This is a genomic window from Cupriavidus sp. OTU4054 (genome assembly GCF_038440175.1).
GTDB lineage: Bacteria > Pseudomonadota > Gammaproteobacteria > Burkholderiales > Burkholderiaceae > Cupriavidus > Cupriavidus pauculus_D.
The window spans coordinates 115,341-131,650 of the sequence record NZ_JASATF010000015.1 but is presented as its reverse complement, the minus strand read 5'-3'; the positions used below and the strand labels follow the sequence as shown (position 1 = coordinate 131,650).

Here is a 16,310-nt window from a genome sequence, read left to right as displayed (position 1 = left end):
ATGCCGCCACTATAGGACCCCGCGGTCCCGCCGTGGTTAATGCGGCATGAATGCTTCGTTTAAGCGGATTTAACGCTCCGCCATGGCGGCGGCGATAGTGCCGCGCGCAGCGCTTCGAGGAAAGCGCGCTGCCGCAGCGACACGCCCGTGCGCGAAGGCAATAGGGCCATGACCGGTGCAGGCGGCAGGCTCCAGCCCGGCAGCAGCCGCACGAGCCTGCCCGAAGCGATCAGGGGCGCCACGTCCCATTCGGAGCGCTCGACGATGCCAAGCCCGGCCAATGCCCAGTCGGAAATGATCGTGCCGTCGTTGGACGACAGCACGCCCGGCACGCGGATCGTCACCGCCTTGCGTGCGTCGGCGTGCCGCCCGTTGCCGGGCAGAAAGCGCCAGCGCGTCACGTCTTCCTCGTTCTCGCGCAGGCAAAGGCAGGCATAGCGCGTGAGGTCGGACGGGTGTTCGAGGCCGGTGACGCGGCGTGCATAGGCCGCGCTCGCGCATAGGATGCGTTCGTTCGGCGCAATCGGATGCGCGACCCACGAGGAAGACTTGAGCTTGCCGATGGTGACCACGAGATCGGCACCGGAGGCATCGGAGAGCGGGCTTTCCGACAGATGCAGCGAGATCTCGAGTTCGCGGTGCTGGCGATGAAAGTCGCGCACGATCGGCGCCACGTGTTTGCGCCCGAATCCGAATGGCGCCACGATGCGCAGCTTGCCGCGGATGCCGCCATCGTCGCCCGAGATGCGCGCCGGCAGCGCTTCCATGCGGTCGAGCAGCTCGATGGCCTCCTGATGCAGGCGATGACCTTCATCGGTCAGCGAAATGCCGCGCGATTGCCGCACCGCCAGGCGTACGCCGAGCCGCGCCTCGATCCGCTGCAGGCGGACGGTGACCGCGGGCGGCGTCAGATCGAGTAGCTGCGCGGCGGCTGCAAGCGAGGGGGACGCGCCGACGGCGCGAATCAGGCGCAGATCGTCAAGGCTGATCATGGGCGAGGGATTAAACGGCGTTGAATGCTGGAGATTCTGCCATTAAACCCGAGGGCCAGCGCGCTGACGCCGGCGCCGAGCAGGCATACCGCCTGCCACCCGGCGTGGGCATAGACCACTGTGGACCCGATCGCGCCGAGGCCGCTTCCCACGGCGTAATACAGCATATAGAGCCCGATGAGCCGCCCCGACGCCTGTGGCCGGCTGCGCAGGATCATGCTCTGGTTGGTCACGTGCAGCGCCTGCGCTCCGGCGTCGAGCAACACGATGCCAAGCAGGAGGGCGGACAGCGCGATGGGCATCGACGACGCCTGCAGGCACGACAGGGGCCACCATGCCAGCAACAGCACGATCAGCGCGATGCCCGTCGTGCGGCGTTCATGGCCGCCATCGACCCAGCGTCCGGCGCGCGATGCGGCCAGCGCGCCGACGATGCCGACCAGCCCGAAGGCGCCGACGACCGTATGCGGAAACGAGAAAGGCGGCGTGCTCAGCGGCAGCACCAGCGCGCTCCAGAAGATGTTCAACGCCGCGAACATCAGCAGCGCGAGCATGCCGCGCTGCCGCAGGACGCGCTCCTCGCGCAGCAGCGTGAGCATGGACCCCAGCAGGCGAACATAGCCGACATCGACCCGTGGCGCGGACAGCCGCGGCAGGGATCGCCAGAGCGGAATCGCCAGCGCCAGCATCAGCCCGGCGGATGCGAGGTAGACGCCGCGCCAGCCCGCGATGTCGCCGATCGCTCCCGAGAACACGCGGGCTCCAAGCAGGCCGATGAACACGCCGCCTTGCGCGGCACCGACGATGCGGCCCTGTTCATGCGCGAGGTCGCCGCTGGCCGTACTCGCGGCGTAGGCAATCAGCCCCTGCGTCATGGCCGTGCCGAGCAGCCCGACGGCCATCATGCCGGCGTAGAGCAAGGGCGTGGAACGTGCGGCGGCGACCGCGACGAGCGCCACGATCAGCGCCGCCAGCTGGCCCATCATCAGTCTGCGTCTGTCGAGGCGGTCGCCCAGCGGCACCAGCAGCACCAGCGCAAGCGCGCAACCGACCTGCGTCATCGTGACCACGCTGCCCACGGCGGCCTCCGCCAGGCCGAAATCGCGCGCGATGGCATCGAGCAGCGGCTGGGCGTAATACACGTTGGCCACGCTGAGCCCGCTGGCAATGGCAAACAACATCAACAGGGCGCGTGGCATCGACAGGCTGGTCATGGTCTATGTGGTTGCAAAACGAAACTGGTTGAATGCTAGGCCTACCAGTTTTAAAATGCAACCACATTCACTGCCGAGCGCCGCCATGACCAAAATCCGTTCCCCCGGCGAAGAGCCGTGCCCTGTCGCGCGTTCGCTCAACGTCGTTGGCGACCGCTGGTCGATGCTGATCGTGCGCGACGCGTTCGACGGCGTGCGGCGCTTCGGCGATTTCCAGCGCGGGCTCGGCATGGCGCGCAATATCCTGACGGACCGGCTGCAGAAGCTGGTCGAGGCCGGGGTCATGGAGACGCAGCCCGCGTCGGACGGCTCTTCCTATCTCGAATACGTGCTGACGCCCGCGGGCGAACGGCTGTTTCCGGTCGTCGTTGCCCTGCGTCAGTGGGGGGAGCGCCATCTGTTCTCGCGCGGCGAGCCGCATTCGGTGCTGATCGACAAGCGCACGGGCAAGCCCGTGCCGCCCATGCAGCCGCTGGCGAAGGACGGGTCCGTCATCGCCGCCGCGGGCACGGAGGTCCGGAAGGTCGGCTGACCGCCTTTCACGAACCCGAAGCCCAGTCTTCGGAATCAAGAATTCCCTTGTCTCCCGGCGTGGCCTATCGTGAACCCGCCATAAAACAATACGGCGTTGCCAGCGAAACGGTGGAACGATGCCGGACAGGAGACAGGTATGACCACATCGATGACCCCGGGTCGTCTGGCCGCCGCATGGGCGCTTGCATCGTTGCTCCCGCTCGGCATCGCCAGCAACGCGCAAGCCGCCTACCCCGACCACCCAATTCGGCTGATCGTCCCGGCCGCGGCCGGCGGCACCACGGACATCGCCGCGCGGCTCGTCGGCAAGCGCATGAGCGAGATCCTCGGGCAGCCGGTGGTCGTCGATAACCGCGCGGGCGGAGCGGGTATCATCGGATCGCAGGCACTGCTGCAGGCGCCGGCCGACGGCTACACGCTGATGATGGGCAATATCGGCCCGAACGCGATCAACTACGCGCTTTACAAGCAGTTGCCCTACAAGCCGCAGGACTTCGCGCCCATCACGCTCGTCGTTTCGGTGCCGAACATCCTCGTGGTCAACCCCAAGGTGCCCGCGCACAACGTGGCAGAGCTGGTCTCCTATGCGAAGACGCAGCCGGGACAGCTGTCGTTCGGCTCGTCGGGCACGGGCCAGTCCGTGCATCTGTCCGGGGAGCTGTTCAAGAAGCGCGCGGGCCTCGACATCATTCACGTGCCGTACAAGGGTGCCGCGCCGGCGGTGGCCGACCTCGTGGCCGGACAGGTGACGATGATGGTCGACAACCTGCCCAGCTCGCTGCCGCAGATACAGGCTGGCAAGCTGCGCGCGCTCGCGGTGACCAGCGCGGCACGCGTGCCCGAGCTACCCGACGTGCCAACGATGAAAGAGGCCGGCTACGAGGACTTTCAGGTAACGGCATGGTTCGGGCTGGTGGTGCGCGCGGGCACGCCGCCCGCCGTGATCGACCAGCTCTACAAGGCGGCGTCCACGGCATTGGCCGAGCCGCAGATCAAGACGCGGCTCGCCGAACTCGGCGGCCAGGCGGGCGGCGACACGCCGCAGCATTTCGGGCAGTTCATCGACCAGGAGCGCCAGCGCTGGGCGCGCGTGGTCAAGGACACCGGCATTCCGCAGCAGTAGCCATGCAGCATCCCTGAAGGAGCATTCATGATCGACAAGATCGCGCCGTCGCTCGAAGCCGCGGTGGCAGGCATCGGCGATGGCGCCACGGTGCTGGTCGGCGGGTTCGGCGGCTCGGGCGTTCCCGATGCGCTGCTCGACGCGCTGCTGGCGCAGGGGGCGAGGGACCTCGTCATCGTCAACAACAACGCGGGCAACGGCGATACGGGCATTGCCGCGCTGATCCGCGCGGGGCGCGTGCGCAAGGTCATCTGCTCGCATCCGCGCTCGACGAATGCCGAAGCGTTCATCGACGCCTATCGCGCGGGCAAGGTGGCGCTCGAATGCGTGCCGCAGGGCACGCTCGTGGAACGCCTCCGCGCCGCGGGCGCCGGGCTAGGTCCATTCTTTACGCCCACGGCGTATGGCACCGCGCTGGCCGAAGGCAAGGAGAGCCGCGTGATCGATGGCGTGGGATACGTGCTCGAGCAACCGCTGCGTGGGGACTTCGCGCTGATCAAGGCGCATCGGGCCGATCGCTGGGGCAATCTCACCTACCGTTACGCCGGGCGTAACTTCGGGCCCGTGATGTGCACGGCGGCGCGCCACACGATCGCGCAGGTGGACGAGGTGGTGGCGCTCGGCGAGATGCCACCGGAGTCGGTGATGACGCCCGGCATCTTCGTGCAGGCCGTGGCGCTGGCTGGAGGAACTTCCCATGCATGATATGCCCCGGCTGAGCCGCGCCGAGATGGCGCGCATCATCGCGCACGATATTCCCGGCGGCAGCATCGTCAACCTCGGCATCGGCATGCCGACGCTGGTCTCGGACCATCTGCCGCCCGATCGCGAGATCGTGCTGCACAGCGAGAACGGCATTCTCGGCATGGGGCCCGTCGTTCGGGAGGGCGAGACCGATCCGGACCTGATCAATGCCAGCAAGGCCCACATCGGGCTCGTACCCGGCGCTTCCATCTCGGACCACGTGATCTCGTTCACGATGATGCGCGGCGGCCATGTCGATATCACGGTGCTCGGCGGGTTCCAGGTCTCCGCGACCGGCGATCTTGCCAACTGGTCCACGGGCGAGCCCGACTCGATTCCCGCCGTCGGCGGTGCGATGGACCTCGTGGTCGGCGCGGCAAGGCTGTTCGTGATGATGGAACACGTCACGCGCGACGGCCAGCCGAAGATCGTCGAGCGGTGCAGCTATCCGCTGACGGGGCTGGGCGTCGTCGACCGCATCTATACGGACCTCGCGATCATCGACGTGGTGCCCGGGCAGGGGCTGCGCGTGACGGGACTGCTCGACGGCGTGCCGTTCGAGACGGTACAGGCGCTAACGGCCGCACCACTGACGCTGGCACCGGATTGCCGCGTGCTGCGCGCCGCGTAATAGCCATAGGAGACGACGATGACGACGACGCTGACGAGAAGCAGACGGCTGGTGCTGCGTGCCATGCTGGCGATGGTGGCGGCGGGCGCCGCGCCGCAGATCGCCTTGGCTGCGGACGCATGGCCGACGAAGCCGATTCAACTGCTGATTCCCTATCCCCCCGGCGGCAGCGCGGACCTGCTGGCGCGTCCGCTTGGTGCAAAGCTGCAGGAAAAGCTCGGCCAGCCGATCGTGCTCGACTACCGTCCCGGTGCCGGCGGAACCATCGCCTCGCAGGCGCTGGCACGCAGCAAGCCGGACGGCTACACGCTGATCATGGTGCTGGCCGCGCACGCAATCAATCCGAGCCTCTATCCGAAGCTGCCCTACGACACGCGCAAGGATTTCGCACCGGTGTCGCTGGTCGCCAACCTGCCGCTGATCCTGGCCGGCAGCGCATCGCTGAAGGCGCGCACCGTGCCCGAACTGATTGCCGCCGCGAAGGCCGCACCGGGCAAGATCACGTTCGGTTCCGCGGGCAATGGCAACACGGGTCATCTTGCCGGGGAATTGTTCGACGCGATGGCCGGCGTGAAGATGACGCACGTGCCGTACAAGGGCAGCGCGCAGGTGGTCAACGCGATGCTGGCCGGCGATATCCAGCTGACCTTCGACAGCATCTCCACATCGATGCCCCAGATCCGCGCGGGCCGCATGACGGCGCTGGCCGTCACCAGCAGCAAGCGCGCCGCGATGGCGCCCGACGTGCCCACGCTGGCAGAGGCCGGTGTGCCCGGCTTCGACATCAACGGCTGGTACGCCATCCTCGCGCCGGCCGGCACCCCGCGCGCGATCGTGGACAAGCTCAGCACCGAGATCGCGAGCGTGCTGACGCAGCCCGAACTACGCGCGCAGATCGCGGCTAGCGGCTACGAACCCGTGGGCTCGACGCCGGACGCGCTCGGCGCGCATATCGAGGCGGAACTCGCGCGCTGGCACAAGGTGGTGCAGGAGGCGGGGGTGAAGCTCGAATAGCGTCACGGCGCGCGCTGTCGTTGTGCCAGAAACCACTGGCTGAGCGCGGCCGCGCCATCGTGCAATGGCGCGGCGCGCGGATGCACGAGGTAATAGCCGTTCGGCAGCGGCAGGCCCTTGCCGAACGGCTCCACCAGCAACCCGCCCGATACTTCGTTCTCCACGAGGATCGGACTCGTCAGCACGACCCCTTGACCGCGTACCGCGGCGTCGATGGCCATCAGCGACTGGTCGAACTGAATACCGGCGACGGACTGGATACGGCGCGCGCTCAGTCCGCTATAGCGCGCGAGCCAGGCGGCCCAGTGCGGGTGCAGCGTGTTGTGCAGCAGCGTTGCCGATTGCAGATCGTCGGGCCCCTTGAGCTTCCACTTTCGCGCGTACGCGGGAGTGCAGTAGGCACGCGCTTCATCGGCATGGAGCAGCTGGACGGCCAGCCGAGAATCGTCGCCGCCGAAATGGCGCACGGCGAGATCGATGCCTTCGTGCTCGAAGTCCACCAGCGTGGTGGACGTGCTGAGACTTAGCGCGATGCCAGGGTGATGCTGCAGAAAGTCCGCCATCCGTGGCGCGAACCATTTGGCGGCGAAACTCGGTGGCATGGACAGTCGCACGGCGCTGTGCCGGCGTTCCCGCATGCGCCGGCTGGCGTGCACGATTTCCGATAGCGCTGGCTGTATCTGCGCCATATACGTCATGGCTTCGGGCGTGGGCACGATCTGCCTTGTCTGCCGCAGGAACAATGCTACGCCGAGCCAGTCCTCCAGCTTGCGCACCTGCTGGCCCACCGCGCCCGGCGTTACCCCGAGCTCTTCGGCCGCCGTAGAAAAACTCGCATGTCGCATTGCGGATTCGAATGCAATGACGGCTTTCAGCGGAGGCATGGCGCTCATGATGCAGTTTTTCTATCTCATGGGGCAGATCAAATCGTTTGTACTCCATCTTCCCGCTGCAGACAATGGGCAAGAACCAATCCGCTTGCCCATGTCATGTACCTTCCTCAACTTGCCTTCGCGGCACTCGGCCTGATCTGGGGCACCAACTTCCTGTTCATGAAGTGGGCCAGTGCGAGCCTGTCTCCCGCACAGATCGTGTTCCTGCGTGTGCTTTGCGGCTTTCTGCCGCTGCTGCTGTCCGCGCTGGCAAAAGGCGCGCTGCGCTGGCGGGATCTGCGCCATGCGCACCACTTCGTCGTGATGTCGCTGCTGGCCACGGTCATCTATTACTATGCGTTCGCCAAGGGCACGGGCCTGCTGGCTTCGGGCGCGGCCGGCATGCTCAGCGGCGCGATTCCGCTGGTGTCAGCGGTCTGCGCGTGGCTGCTGCTCCGGGACGAGCGGCCCACGCCCCGCATGGGGATGGGGCTCGTGTGCGGCTTCGCTGGCGTACTGCTGATTGCCCAGCCATGGCGGGTGAGCGGCGATGGCGTCAGCCTTGCTGGCGTCGGCAGCATGCTGCTCGGATGCCTGAGCGTCGGTTGTTCGTTCGTCTATGCCCGCCGGTATCTGTCTGGCACCGGCATGTCGCCGCTCGCGCTTTCCACATGGCAGATCGGCATTGCGCTGGCCATCGTGGCCGCGTTGACCGATTTTCGCGGCATGGGGCGCATCGCGGAAGACCCGCGCGCGCTTGCCGGGATCGTCCTGGGGCTGGGCGTATGCGGCACGGGCATCGCCTATCTGCTCTACTACTACATCGTGGGCCGGCTGGGCGCGCTGACCGCCGCCGGCGTAACCTATATCCCACCCGTGGTGGCACTGTCGATGGGCACGTGGATCGCGGGCGAGACGCTGCGGCCGTTCGATATCGTTGCCGCCGCGTGCATCCTCGGGGGCGTTTATCTGCTTCAGGCGCAAATTCCTGTGAAACGTCGACAGTTGGCGGAGGCAAATCGGCGATAGCGTCTATGCTTGCTTCATTGATACGTGTCGTATCGTCGATGTCGTTTGCCGGCACCCGGGTGTCGGCGAGGAGCAGCCGTCATGAAGCGCCTGATATCTGTCACGTTGCTGGCTAGCGCGCTGGCACCGGTTGCCGCCCTGGCCGCCGAACCCGCGTACCAGGGGGCGCCGCGCGGGCTCACGCGCGAGGAAGTGCGCGCCGATCTCGAGGCGTGGGAGAAGGCAGGGCTCCGCAACCGCTACAGGGGCGACGGCGCGCCGGCGTTCTTCGATCCCTCGTTGCAGAAGCAGCTGGCCGAATACCAGCGGCTGCGCGCGACGACGGTGCCCGCGGCGGCACCGCCCTCGTCGGGCGGCGGCTGAGCGCGGCGACCGGGCATTCGTGTGACGTTCTAGCGGACCGTCCTTCCCCACGATTGGGAATCTCCGCACCAACTTGCGACTGCAGGGGTCCGGGTTGGTGCGGAATTCGTTCGGTAGCGCTCCCTACCATCGCCGAATGCCATGCCGGTCTTGAGCGGCGCGGAGGGCCGATGCTACGATTCGCGATTGTTGTCCCCCACGACGCCCCCCCAAAGTTCCGGATGCTGCGCTTCCGGCCTGATGGAACGACCTGCCCGATGAAACGCATTGGCCGACGCAACCTGCCGGCAATCTCGAACCTGATCGCGTTTGCCACCACCGCCCGCCTGGGCAGCATCACGCTCGCGGCGCGCGAGATGTCCCTGACGCAGAGCGCGGTCAGCAAGCAGGTTTCGGAACTCGAATCCTTCGTCGGCCTCAAGCTTGTCGAGCGGACGCCGAACGGCGTCGTCACGACCGTCGCGGGCAAGGAATACCTGCGGCGCGTCACGCGCATCATCGACGACCTCGACGATGCCACGGCGGACCTGATGGCGATGCGCGGCGAGGCCGGCAGCCTCAACCTGTCGGTCGTCCCGTCGTTCGCGTCGTTCTGGCTGTTGCCGCGGCTGTCCGATTTCGCGAAGAGCTATCCCGAAATCACGCTGAATATCACGACGCGCACGGGCATTCCCGATCTCAACGAGGAAGGCCTCGATGTGGCCATCGTCACGAACGCGAACCCGCCCGCGCGGTATGGCAGCGATCTCGTGATGGGGCTCGAGTCGTATCCGGTCTGCGCGCCGTCGCTGCTGAATGGCAAGGGCATGCCGTCACTGGCCGAGATCGCGGAACTGCCGCTGCTGCACCAGTCGCTCTTTCCCGAGGCCTGGAGCGAGTTCTTCCGCGCGCAGGGCGACGAGGCGACCCTCGGCAAGTGCCAGAGCAAGGGGTCTCATCTCGGCGGCCCGCGCTACTCCATTCTCTCGCTGGGCTTCCAGGCCGCGGTCAGCGGCCTCGGCTGCGCGCTGCTGCCCGACTACCTCACCGAGCAGGCGATCGAGCAGGGGCAGCTGGTCAAGTTGTCGGACGCGTGCTTCCGGCCGCAGCAGCGCTACTATCTGCTCTATTCGCCAGACCGCACCGAAGCGCCCGGCATCGCCGCGTTCCGCCGCTGGCTCCTCGACGCGGCCGCATTCCAGGGGCTCTGAATTTCTGGAATGACCGTCTGAAAAAGGATCAATTGTTGGTCCTTCTTCACGCCCCTACAGTTGTCATCACAGCGTGACGTCGCATTGTTTCGCGCGACGTTCCGCAACGCTGTGGTGGCCATCTCTCGCAGGTGGTCCCGCATGGGAAATCAACCTGTTGGGACGATCATGGGTTATCGAATTGGTGTGGATATTGGTGGCTCGTTCACCGATTTTGCGGTACTGAACGAGGAAACGCTTCAGGTGCAGGCGCTGAAGGTGTTCTCCCGTCCGGACGAGCCGGGCGCGGAAGTGATCACCGGCGTCAAGACGCTGACCGAGCGTTATGGCATCGATCCCGCGGAAGTCACCTACTTCACGCACGGCACGACGGTCGGCGTGAACGCCGTTATCCAGCGCAAGGGCCTCAAGCTCGCGCTGTTCACGACGGAAGGCTTCTGCGACGTGCTGGAACTGGGCCGCCTGAAGCTGCCGAGCATGTTCAATCTGCTGTCGAAGCGCCCCGCGCCGCTGGTGCCGCGCGAGATGGTGTTCGGCATCAAGGAACGCCTGTTCCGCGATGGCGCCGTCGATGAGCCGCTGGACCTCGACAGCGTGGCGGAAGCGCTTGCGCTGGCGAAGAAGGCCGGTGCCGAAGGCGTGGTCGTCTCGTTCCTGCACTCGTATCGCAATGCCGCGCACGAGCAGGCCGCGTGCGACCTGATCAAGAGCCTCGCGCCGGAAATGCCCGTGTTCAGCTCGGCAAAGATCTGGCCGATCGTGCGCGAGTTCGAGCGCACCACCACTGCCATCATCAACGGCTACGTGCAGCCGCGCGTCGAGCACTACCTGTCGTCGTTCCAGAAGGCCCTGAAGCAGGCCGGCGTGCAGCCCGAGCCGCGCGTGACCAAGTCCAACGGCGGCGTGATGACGGCCGAGCAGGCCAAGCGCGAATGCGTGCAGATGATCCTGTCGGGCACGGCGTCCGGCGTGATCGGCGCCGCGTTCGTGGCGAAGGAATGCGACGTGCCCGAGTGCATGAGCCTCGATATCGGCGGCACCAGCGCGGACGTGGCGCTGATCGTGAACGGCCAGCCGCAGTACGGCATCGGCGAGTACATCGGCGAGCACCAGATCTTTATCCCGTCGGTGTCCGTGACGTCGATCGGCGACGGCGGCGGCTCCATCGCCTGGGTGGACTCGCTCGGCGTGCTCAAGGTGGGTCCGGATAGCGCGGGCTCGAGCCCCGGCCCGGCGTGCTTCGGCCGCGGCGGCGAGCGCCCGACCATCACCGACGCGTTCGCGGTCTGCGGCATCGTGGGCCAGGGCGAGATCGGCTTCAACGCGGTGAAGGTGGACATCGAGCGCGCGCGCACGGCCGTGGGCACGCTGGCAACGGTGCTGAACCAGACCGTGGAGGAAACGGCGGAAGCCATCATCAATATCGCGGTGTCGGGCATGTTCGCGAAGGTCAGCGGCCTGGTGACGCGCTTCGGCGTGGATCCGCGTTCGATGGCCATGCTGCCGTTCGGCGGCGCGGGCCCGATGATGGGTGCGCTGCTGGCGCGCGAACTCGAGATGACCGAGATCATCGTGCCGCTGGTGCCGGGCGTGCTGAGCGCGATGGGCGGCCTGATCGCCGACCTCAAGAACGACTTCATCAAGACGGTCTACGAGGATCTGGAGCCGGAGACCGTGAAGATCCTGCAGGACGAGTATCGCCGCCTGCGGCGCACCGCGGTGAACTGGCTGCGCGAGGAACAGGACTACCGTGGCGAGGAGCAGTACGTCTACACGGCCGACATGCGCTATCGCGGGCAGTCGTACGAGATCGAGGCGACGATCGACGAAAAGGCGATCGAGACGGGCGATTACGAGGCCATCCGCCAGGCATTCCACGACGCGCACGAGAAGCTCTACGGCCACAGCGATCCCGAGGCATCGATCCAGATCGTGAGCCTGCGTCTGGTGGTCAGCGGCAAGACGCCGCAGCCGAACATGCCGCGCATCGCGGAGGGCACCGGCAGCCCCGATCCGGTCAAGACCGTCGAGGTGTGGTCGGACGGCGCGCGTCGCAAGACCCCCGTGTACCGCCGCGCGCAACTGCTCGCGAACCAGACGTTCGCGGGGCCGGCCATCGTCACGCAAGACGACACGACCACCTTCGTACCGCAGCGCATGCAAGTCCGCGTGGACGCATTCGGCAACCTGCGCATCACGTCCAACCCGGCTCAACAGGATTAAACGATGAAACTCACTCGAGCAACGCTTCAGATTCTCGCCGACTACTGCGCGGCGGCGACCGAGGTGATGGCGTACACGGTGATGCGCACCGCGCACTCCTCGTTCGTCAAGGAAACGGAAGACTTCACGACGCAACTGGTGACCCCCGGCGGCGAGACGTTCGCATCGCCCAAGGGCCTTGGCGCGACGTGGTACACGGGCATCAACTACTCGGGCGTGCTGCCGCTGGTGAAGGACTACCGCGAAGGCGACATCTGCCTGACCAACGACCCGTATAGCGGTTTCGTTGCCACGCATACGCCGGACATCCATATGTGGAAGCCGGTGTTCCACGAAGGGGAACTGGTCTGCTTCGTGGCTGGCCACGTGCACAACACCGACGTGGGCGGCGCGGTGCCCGCATCGCTGTCGCGCTCGTTGAACGAAGTGCATCAGGAAGGCATCCGCATTCCGCCGACCAAGCTCGTCGAAGGCGGCAAGTTCAACGACGACGTGCTGAACATCCTGCTGCTGAACGTGCGCACGCCCGATCAGAACTGGGGCGACCTGAAGGCGCATATCGCCGCGATGAACTCGGGCGAGCGTCGTATCCACGAGATCATTCGCCGCTTTGGCGTGGACGTGTTCAAGGCCGCGCAGGGCGAACTGCTCGACTACGCCGAAAGCCAGGCGCGTGAAGTCGTGCGCGGCATTCCCGATGGCGAGTACTTCTTCGCGGACTATGCCGACGAGGACTCCGTCAACGGCTACCCGTGCCGGATCGCGGTGACCCTCACGGTCAAGGGCGATGCGCTGACGATGGACTTCACGGGCAGCGATCCTCAACTGGCCTCGTCGCTGAACATGCCCACCGGCGGTCACCCGCAGCACGCGCTGGTCACGCCCGCGTTGATCTACACGCTGGCCACGCTGAACGAGCACCTCGTGCTCAACGCCGGTACGTCTCGTGTGGTGAACTCGATCCTGCCGCGCGGGACCGTGATGAACGCGGAAGCGCCCGCCGCCTGCGGCATGCGCAGCCTGACCGTGGCCGTGTCGCAGCTGGCCGTGCTGGGCGCGTTCCAGCAGGCGCTGCCCGAGCGCCTGGCGGCCGCACCGGCCGGCAGCGCATCGCTGATGAACGTGAAGACCAACGATCGCCGCGGCCGCCTGATCATGGCGTCCATCGGCCCGATCAGCGGCGGCGGTGGCGGCTCGGTGTCGGACGACGGCGCCGAAGGCAGCGGCGGCAACCGTTCGTTCCTGAAGAACACGCCTGTGGAGATGATCGAGACCGAGGTGCCGATCAAGGTCATGAAGTACGGCCTGGTGCGGGACTCCGGCGGCGCGGGCCGCTATCGTGGCGGCCTCGGCATGGTCATGGAGTTCAAGGTGTTCTCGCCGAACTCCGTGGTGACCGCGCGTAACCGCAACCGCACGCGCTTCAGCACGTGGGGCGTGCTCGGCGGCAACGCGGGTGGCAATTCGCAGTTCCTGCGCAATCCGGGCCAGCCGAACGAGGTCGACCTCGTGAACTCGGATGTGGTGAGCTGCATGCCCGGCGATGTGCTGCGCATCATCGGCCCGGGCGGCGGCGGCTACGGCGACCCGTTCGAGCGCTGCGTGCATTCCGTGGCACGCGACGTGGCTGCGGGCTTCGTGAGCCGCGAGGCCGCGCGATCGGTCTACGGGGTGTCGCTGACCGACGACCTGTCGGTGAACGAAACCGAGACGCGTGTGCTGCGCGCCGCCCGCCCGCTCTGGAAGGACGGTGCCCACTTCAGCTATGGCGAGAAACGCGACGCGTTCGAAGCGGTCTGGACGCGCAGCCGCTACGATGCATTGACGAAGATCCTTGCGCAGGTGCCCATCACGTGGCGCCACTACGTCAAGAATTCGATCTTCGCCACAATCGGCGAAGAGATCGGCGATGCCGGTCCCGCCAAGGTCAATGCGGCCTATACCGAACTGGCGGAGCGCCATTCGGATCTGCCGACGCTAACGTTCTAGGGGAGCTTGTTGTGAGTAATCAGCGTCGCAGTTTCTTGCGTGCGATGGCCGCATTCGGCGTCGGTGCCGGCGGGTCGGCAGTCCTGCCGCGGATGGCCTGGGCCGAAAAGGCCGTCGAGTATCCGACCGGCCCGGTCAATGTGGTCATCCCGTTCACGGCGGGCGGCAGCACCGACTATATGGGCCGCATGATCATGACGGATGTCGGCACGCGCTTCGGGGGTAAGTTCATTCCCGAGAACAAGCCGGGCGCGAGCGGCAGTATCGGCACGTCCGGCGTGCTGCGCGCGCAGCCGGATGGGCATTCGCTGCTGTACACCACGGCCGCGTTCCTGACGAACCTGTTGCTGTACAAGAACCTGCCGTACGACCCGATCGCGGATTTCACGCCGATCGCGCGTACCGTTGGGTTGCCGCTGGTGCTGATCGTCGGCAAGCAGACGGGCGTCACGAGCGTTCCGGGCCTTATCGACTACCTGAAGCGCAACCAGCAGGCGGCGTCTTACGGCAGCTACGGCATCGGCACGTCGTCGCACGTGTCGGCCTCCATCTTCCTCAAGAAGGTCGGGCTGTCGTCGATCGTGCATGTTCCCTACAAGGACAACCGCATTACGAGCGATCTCGTCGAGGGCCGTCTGACGTTCATGCTGGAAGCGTGGTCGGTGGCGGCACCGATGGTGCAGGCAGGACGTGCCGTGGCGCTCGCCGTCACGAGCGACCAGCCGCTGCCGTTCTCGCCGCAGCTGCCGACGATCCAGAGCGCCATTCGCGAGAAGTACAACCTCGTGTCGTGGCACGCGGTGTTCGCCCGGAAGAAGACGCCGGAAGACATCCTCGACCTGCTCAACAAGGAGATCAACGTCTCGCTGGCCAAGGAACGCATTCAGAAGGCCACGAACGACATGGGCTTCCTGAAGTACCCGCCGCTGACGCGTCCCGCGCTGACGTCGTTCCTGGCGGACGAGCTGCCCCGCTGGAAGGCGCTGATGACGGAAGCCGGCGTGCAGATGATTTGAGCAGGAACGTTCGATTGATGTGAGGGCTTTCCGCATGGCGCCGACCCGTGTGCCATGCGGCTTTTTGCGTCGACGGCGCTCAGCCGTCGTGCCGTTCCGCGGTTACCGGCGCCCGCTTGGCGTGCGCCACGCGCTGCGCGCGATAGATGCCCGAATGGCCGGAGAACAGATAGCTCACCACGCAGGCGATGCCCGCGAACGTGCCGACCTCGGGACCGAACAGCTCCATCGCCATGATGGTGGACGCGATCGGCGTGTTGGCCGCGCCGGCGAAGACGGCGACGAAGCCGAGGCCCGCGAGCAGCGGAAACGGCAGCGGCAGCAGACACGCCAGCGCGTTGCCGAGCGTCGCGCCGATATAGAACAGCGGCGTCACCTCGCCGCCCTTGAAGCCCGATGCCAGCGTGACGATCGTGAAGGCGGCCTTGCCGGCGAAGTCGTAGGCGGGCAGCGGCTGATGGAAGGCATCGACGATGGTCGGAATACCGAGCCCGAGATATTTGCCGCTATCCGGCAGCAGCATCGCGGCCGCCACCACGACGCAGCCGCCGAGGAATGGCCGCAGCGGGGCGTAGCCGATGGCGTGGTTGAGGCGGCGCGACAGGCTGTGGGTCAGTCCGGCGAACGCCATGCCCGCCAGACCGAACACGATGCCGGCCACCACGACGGCACCCAGCGCGGCCGGCGCGACAGGAGGAACGGCGGCAATCGCGTAGTGCGTATGGTGAACGCCCAGCAGCGGCGGCACCAGATCGCCGACCACCGCCGCGACGAAGCAGGGCAGGATGGCGTCGTAACGCAGACGGCCGATCGCCAGCACTTCCAGCCCGAACACGGCGCCCGCGAGCGGCGTGCCGAATACCGACGCGAAGCCCGCGCTGATGCCGCCCATGAGCAGGATGCGCCGGTCGTCGTGCGATAGCCGGAACCACCGCGTGAGGTAGTCGGCAAAGCTGCCACCCATCTGCACGGCCGTCCCTTCGCGCCCCGCGGACCCGCCGAACAGGTGCGTGATGACGGTGCCGAGCAGGATCAGCGGCGCCATGCGCCGGGGCACCACGCGCCTGGGATCGTGGATCTCGTCGATCAGCAGATTGTTGCCGCCTTCGACCGATTGGCCGAAGTGCCGGTACAGCAGGCCGACGGCCAGTCCGGCAACGGGCAGCAGCCAGAGCAGGGCGGGGTGGGCGAGGCGCGTGGCCGTGGCCCAGTCCAGCGCCAGCAACAGCGCGGACGAGCCGGCGCCGGCCAGCAGGCCGGCAAGCGAGGCGAGAGACAGCCATTTGCCGAGGTAGCCGAGCATGGATACCGACTCGCTGAGGGCGGCACTGAGGGCAGCACTGAGGGCAGCACTGCGGATGAAGCGATTGTGCATG

15 protein-coding genes are annotated in these 16,310 nt (G+C 66.6%); 11 read left to right on the top strand and 4 right to left on the bottom strand.

Annotation, left to right across the window (positions count from 1 at the left end; translation table 11 throughout):
• Nucleotides 1-59: 59 nt before the first annotated feature.
• Nucleotides 60-992 (bottom strand): LysR substrate-binding domain-containing protein, encoded by a 933-nt coding sequence (locus AAHB16_RS18655; protein WP_150375246.1) that lies wholly within the window; start codon nucleotides 990-992, stop codon nucleotides 60-62.
• Entirely contained in the window at nucleotides 989-2,206 is a 1,218-nt protein-coding gene (locus AAHB16_RS18650; RefSeq protein WP_342051672.1) for an MFS transporter, read from the bottom strand. The genes AAHB16_RS18655 and AAHB16_RS18650 overlap by 4 nt, the downstream gene beginning before the upstream one ends.
• A gap of 85 nt (nucleotides 2,207-2,291) precedes the next feature.
• Between AAHB16_RS18650 and AAHB16_RS18645 the strand changes: the two genes are divergently transcribed.
• From AAHB16_RS18645 to AAHB16_RS18625, 5 genes are all read left to right on the top strand, one after another.
• Complete coding sequence (locus AAHB16_RS18645; RefSeq protein ID WP_342051671.1) at nucleotides 2,292-2,738, top strand: winged helix-turn-helix transcriptional regulator; 447 nt, start codon at nucleotides 2,292-2,294, stop codon at nucleotides 2,736-2,738.
• Between the two features lie 138 nt (nucleotides 2,739-2,876).
• The gene (locus tag AAHB16_RS18640; RefSeq protein WP_342051670.1) at nucleotides 2,877-3,863 is read left to right on the top strand and encodes a Bug family tripartite tricarboxylate transporter substrate binding protein; all 987 of its coding nucleotides are present in this window, start codon (nucleotides 2,877-2,879) and stop codon (nucleotides 3,861-3,863) included.
• A 27-nt stretch (nucleotides 3,864-3,890) separates the two neighbouring features.
• Entirely contained in the window at nucleotides 3,891-4,568 is a 678-nt protein-coding gene (locus AAHB16_RS18635; RefSeq protein WP_342051669.1) for a 3-oxoacid CoA-transferase subunit A, read from the top strand.
• Nucleotides 4,561-5,238, top strand: a complete 678-nt coding sequence (locus AAHB16_RS18630) for a 3-oxoacid CoA-transferase subunit B (protein WP_317889564.1) — start codon at nucleotides 4,561-4,563, stop codon at nucleotides 5,236-5,238. The genes AAHB16_RS18635 and AAHB16_RS18630 overlap by 8 nt, the downstream gene beginning before the upstream one ends.
• Nucleotides 5,239-5,256: 18 nt before the next feature.
• Nucleotides 5,257-6,252, top strand: a complete 996-nt coding sequence (locus tag AAHB16_RS18625; RefSeq protein WP_342051668.1) for a Bug family tripartite tricarboxylate transporter substrate binding protein — start codon at nucleotides 5,257-5,259, stop codon at nucleotides 6,250-6,252.
• Nucleotides 6,253-6,254: 2 nt separating this feature from the next.
• Here AAHB16_RS18625 and AAHB16_RS18620 read toward each other — a convergent pair whose 3' ends face one another.
• A complete protein-coding gene (locus AAHB16_RS18620; protein WP_342051667.1) occupies nucleotides 6,255-7,145 on the bottom strand; it encodes a LysR substrate-binding domain-containing protein in 891 nt (296 codons plus the stop codon).
• 96 nt (nucleotides 7,146-7,241) lie between these two features.
• On the opposite strand from AAHB16_RS18620, the gene AAHB16_RS18615 reads away from it, so the two are divergent.
• The 6 genes from AAHB16_RS18615 (at nucleotide 7,242) to AAHB16_RS18590 (ending at nucleotide 14,934) form a co-directional block, all read left to right on the top strand.
• Nucleotides 7,242-8,153 carry a DMT family transporter gene (locus AAHB16_RS18615; protein WP_342051666.1) on the top strand — a complete coding sequence of 304 codons (912 nt, stop codon included), beginning with the start codon at nucleotides 7,242-7,244 and terminating at the stop codon, nucleotides 8,151-8,153.
• Nucleotides 8,154-8,234: 81 nt separating this feature from the next.
• On the top strand, nucleotides 8,235-8,516 hold the full coding sequence (locus tag AAHB16_RS18610) for a DUF4148 domain-containing protein (RefSeq protein ID WP_150375239.1): 282 nt from the start codon (nucleotides 8,235-8,237) through the stop codon (nucleotides 8,514-8,516).
• 257 nt (nucleotides 8,517-8,773) lie between these two features.
• Nucleotides 8,774-9,706, top strand: a complete 933-nt coding sequence (locus AAHB16_RS18605; RefSeq protein ID WP_191002398.1) for a LysR substrate-binding domain-containing protein — start codon at nucleotides 8,774-8,776, stop codon at nucleotides 9,704-9,706.
• Nucleotides 9,707-9,874: 168 nt separating this feature from the next.
• Nucleotides 9,875-11,929, top strand: a complete 2,055-nt coding sequence (locus AAHB16_RS18600) for a hydantoinase/oxoprolinase family protein (RefSeq protein WP_342051665.1) — start codon at nucleotides 9,875-9,877, stop codon at nucleotides 11,927-11,929.
• A 3-nt stretch (nucleotides 11,930-11,932) separates the two neighbouring features.
• The gene (locus tag AAHB16_RS18595) at nucleotides 11,933-13,918 is read left to right on the top strand and encodes a hydantoinase B/oxoprolinase family protein (RefSeq protein ID WP_150375236.1); all 1,986 of its coding nucleotides are present in this window, start codon (nucleotides 11,933-11,935) and stop codon (nucleotides 13,916-13,918) included.
• Between the two features lie 11 nt (nucleotides 13,919-13,929).
• The gene (locus AAHB16_RS18590) at nucleotides 13,930-14,934 is read left to right on the top strand and encodes a Bug family tripartite tricarboxylate transporter substrate binding protein (protein WP_150375235.1); all 1,005 of its coding nucleotides are present in this window, start codon (nucleotides 13,930-13,932) and stop codon (nucleotides 14,932-14,934) included.
• Nucleotides 14,935-15,013: 79 nt separating this feature from the next.
• Here AAHB16_RS18590 and AAHB16_RS18585 read toward each other — a convergent pair whose 3' ends face one another.
• Nucleotides 15,014-16,237: a voltage-gated chloride channel family protein gene (locus tag AAHB16_RS18585; protein WP_446718113.1), complete on the bottom strand. Its 1,224-nt coding sequence runs from the start codon at nucleotides 16,235-16,237 to the stop codon at nucleotides 15,014-15,016.
• Nucleotides 16,238-16,310 lie beyond the last annotated feature (73 nt).

Coding starts and splice junctions, on each gene's coding strand:
- AAHB16_RS18655 (WP_150375246.1), bottom strand. CDS start 992: ATGATCAGCCTTGACGATCTGCGCCTGATTCGCGCCGTCGGCGCGTCC.
- AAHB16_RS18650 (WP_342051672.1), bottom strand. CDS start 2,206: ATGACCAGCCTGTCGATGCCACGCGCCCTGTTGATGTTGTTTGCCATT.
- AAHB16_RS18645 (WP_342051671.1), top strand. CDS start 2,292: ATGACCAAAATCCGTTCCCCCGGCGAAGAGCCGTGCCCTGTCGCGCGT.
- AAHB16_RS18640 (WP_342051670.1), top strand. CDS start 2,877: ATGACCACATCGATGACCCCGGGTCGTCTGGCCGCCGCATGGGCGCTT.
- AAHB16_RS18635 (WP_342051669.1), top strand. CDS start 3,891: ATGATCGACAAGATCGCGCCGTCGCTCGAAGCCGCGGTGGCAGGCATC.
- AAHB16_RS18630 (WP_317889564.1), top strand. CDS start 4,561: ATGCATGATATGCCCCGGCTGAGCCGCGCCGAGATGGCGCGCATCATC.
- AAHB16_RS18625 (WP_342051668.1), top strand. CDS start 5,257: ATGACGACGACGCTGACGAGAAGCAGACGGCTGGTGCTGCGTGCCATG.
- AAHB16_RS18620 (WP_342051667.1), bottom strand. CDS start 7,145: ATGAGCGCCATGCCTCCGCTGAAAGCCGTCATTGCATTCGAATCCGCA.
- AAHB16_RS18615 (WP_342051666.1), top strand. CDS start 7,242: ATGTACCTTCCTCAACTTGCCTTCGCGGCACTCGGCCTGATCTGGGGC.
- AAHB16_RS18610 (WP_150375239.1), top strand. CDS start 8,235: ATGAAGCGCCTGATATCTGTCACGTTGCTGGCTAGCGCGCTGGCACCG.
- AAHB16_RS18605 (WP_191002398.1), top strand. CDS start 8,774: ATGAAACGCATTGGCCGACGCAACCTGCCGGCAATCTCGAACCTGATC.
- AAHB16_RS18600 (WP_342051665.1), top strand. CDS start 9,875: ATGGGTTATCGAATTGGTGTGGATATTGGTGGCTCGTTCACCGATTTT.
- AAHB16_RS18595 (WP_150375236.1), top strand. CDS start 11,933: ATGAAACTCACTCGAGCAACGCTTCAGATTCTCGCCGACTACTGCGCG.
- AAHB16_RS18585 (WP_446718113.1), bottom strand. CDS start 16,237: ATGCTCGGCTACCTCGGCAAATGGCTGTCTCTCGCCTCGCTTGCCGGC.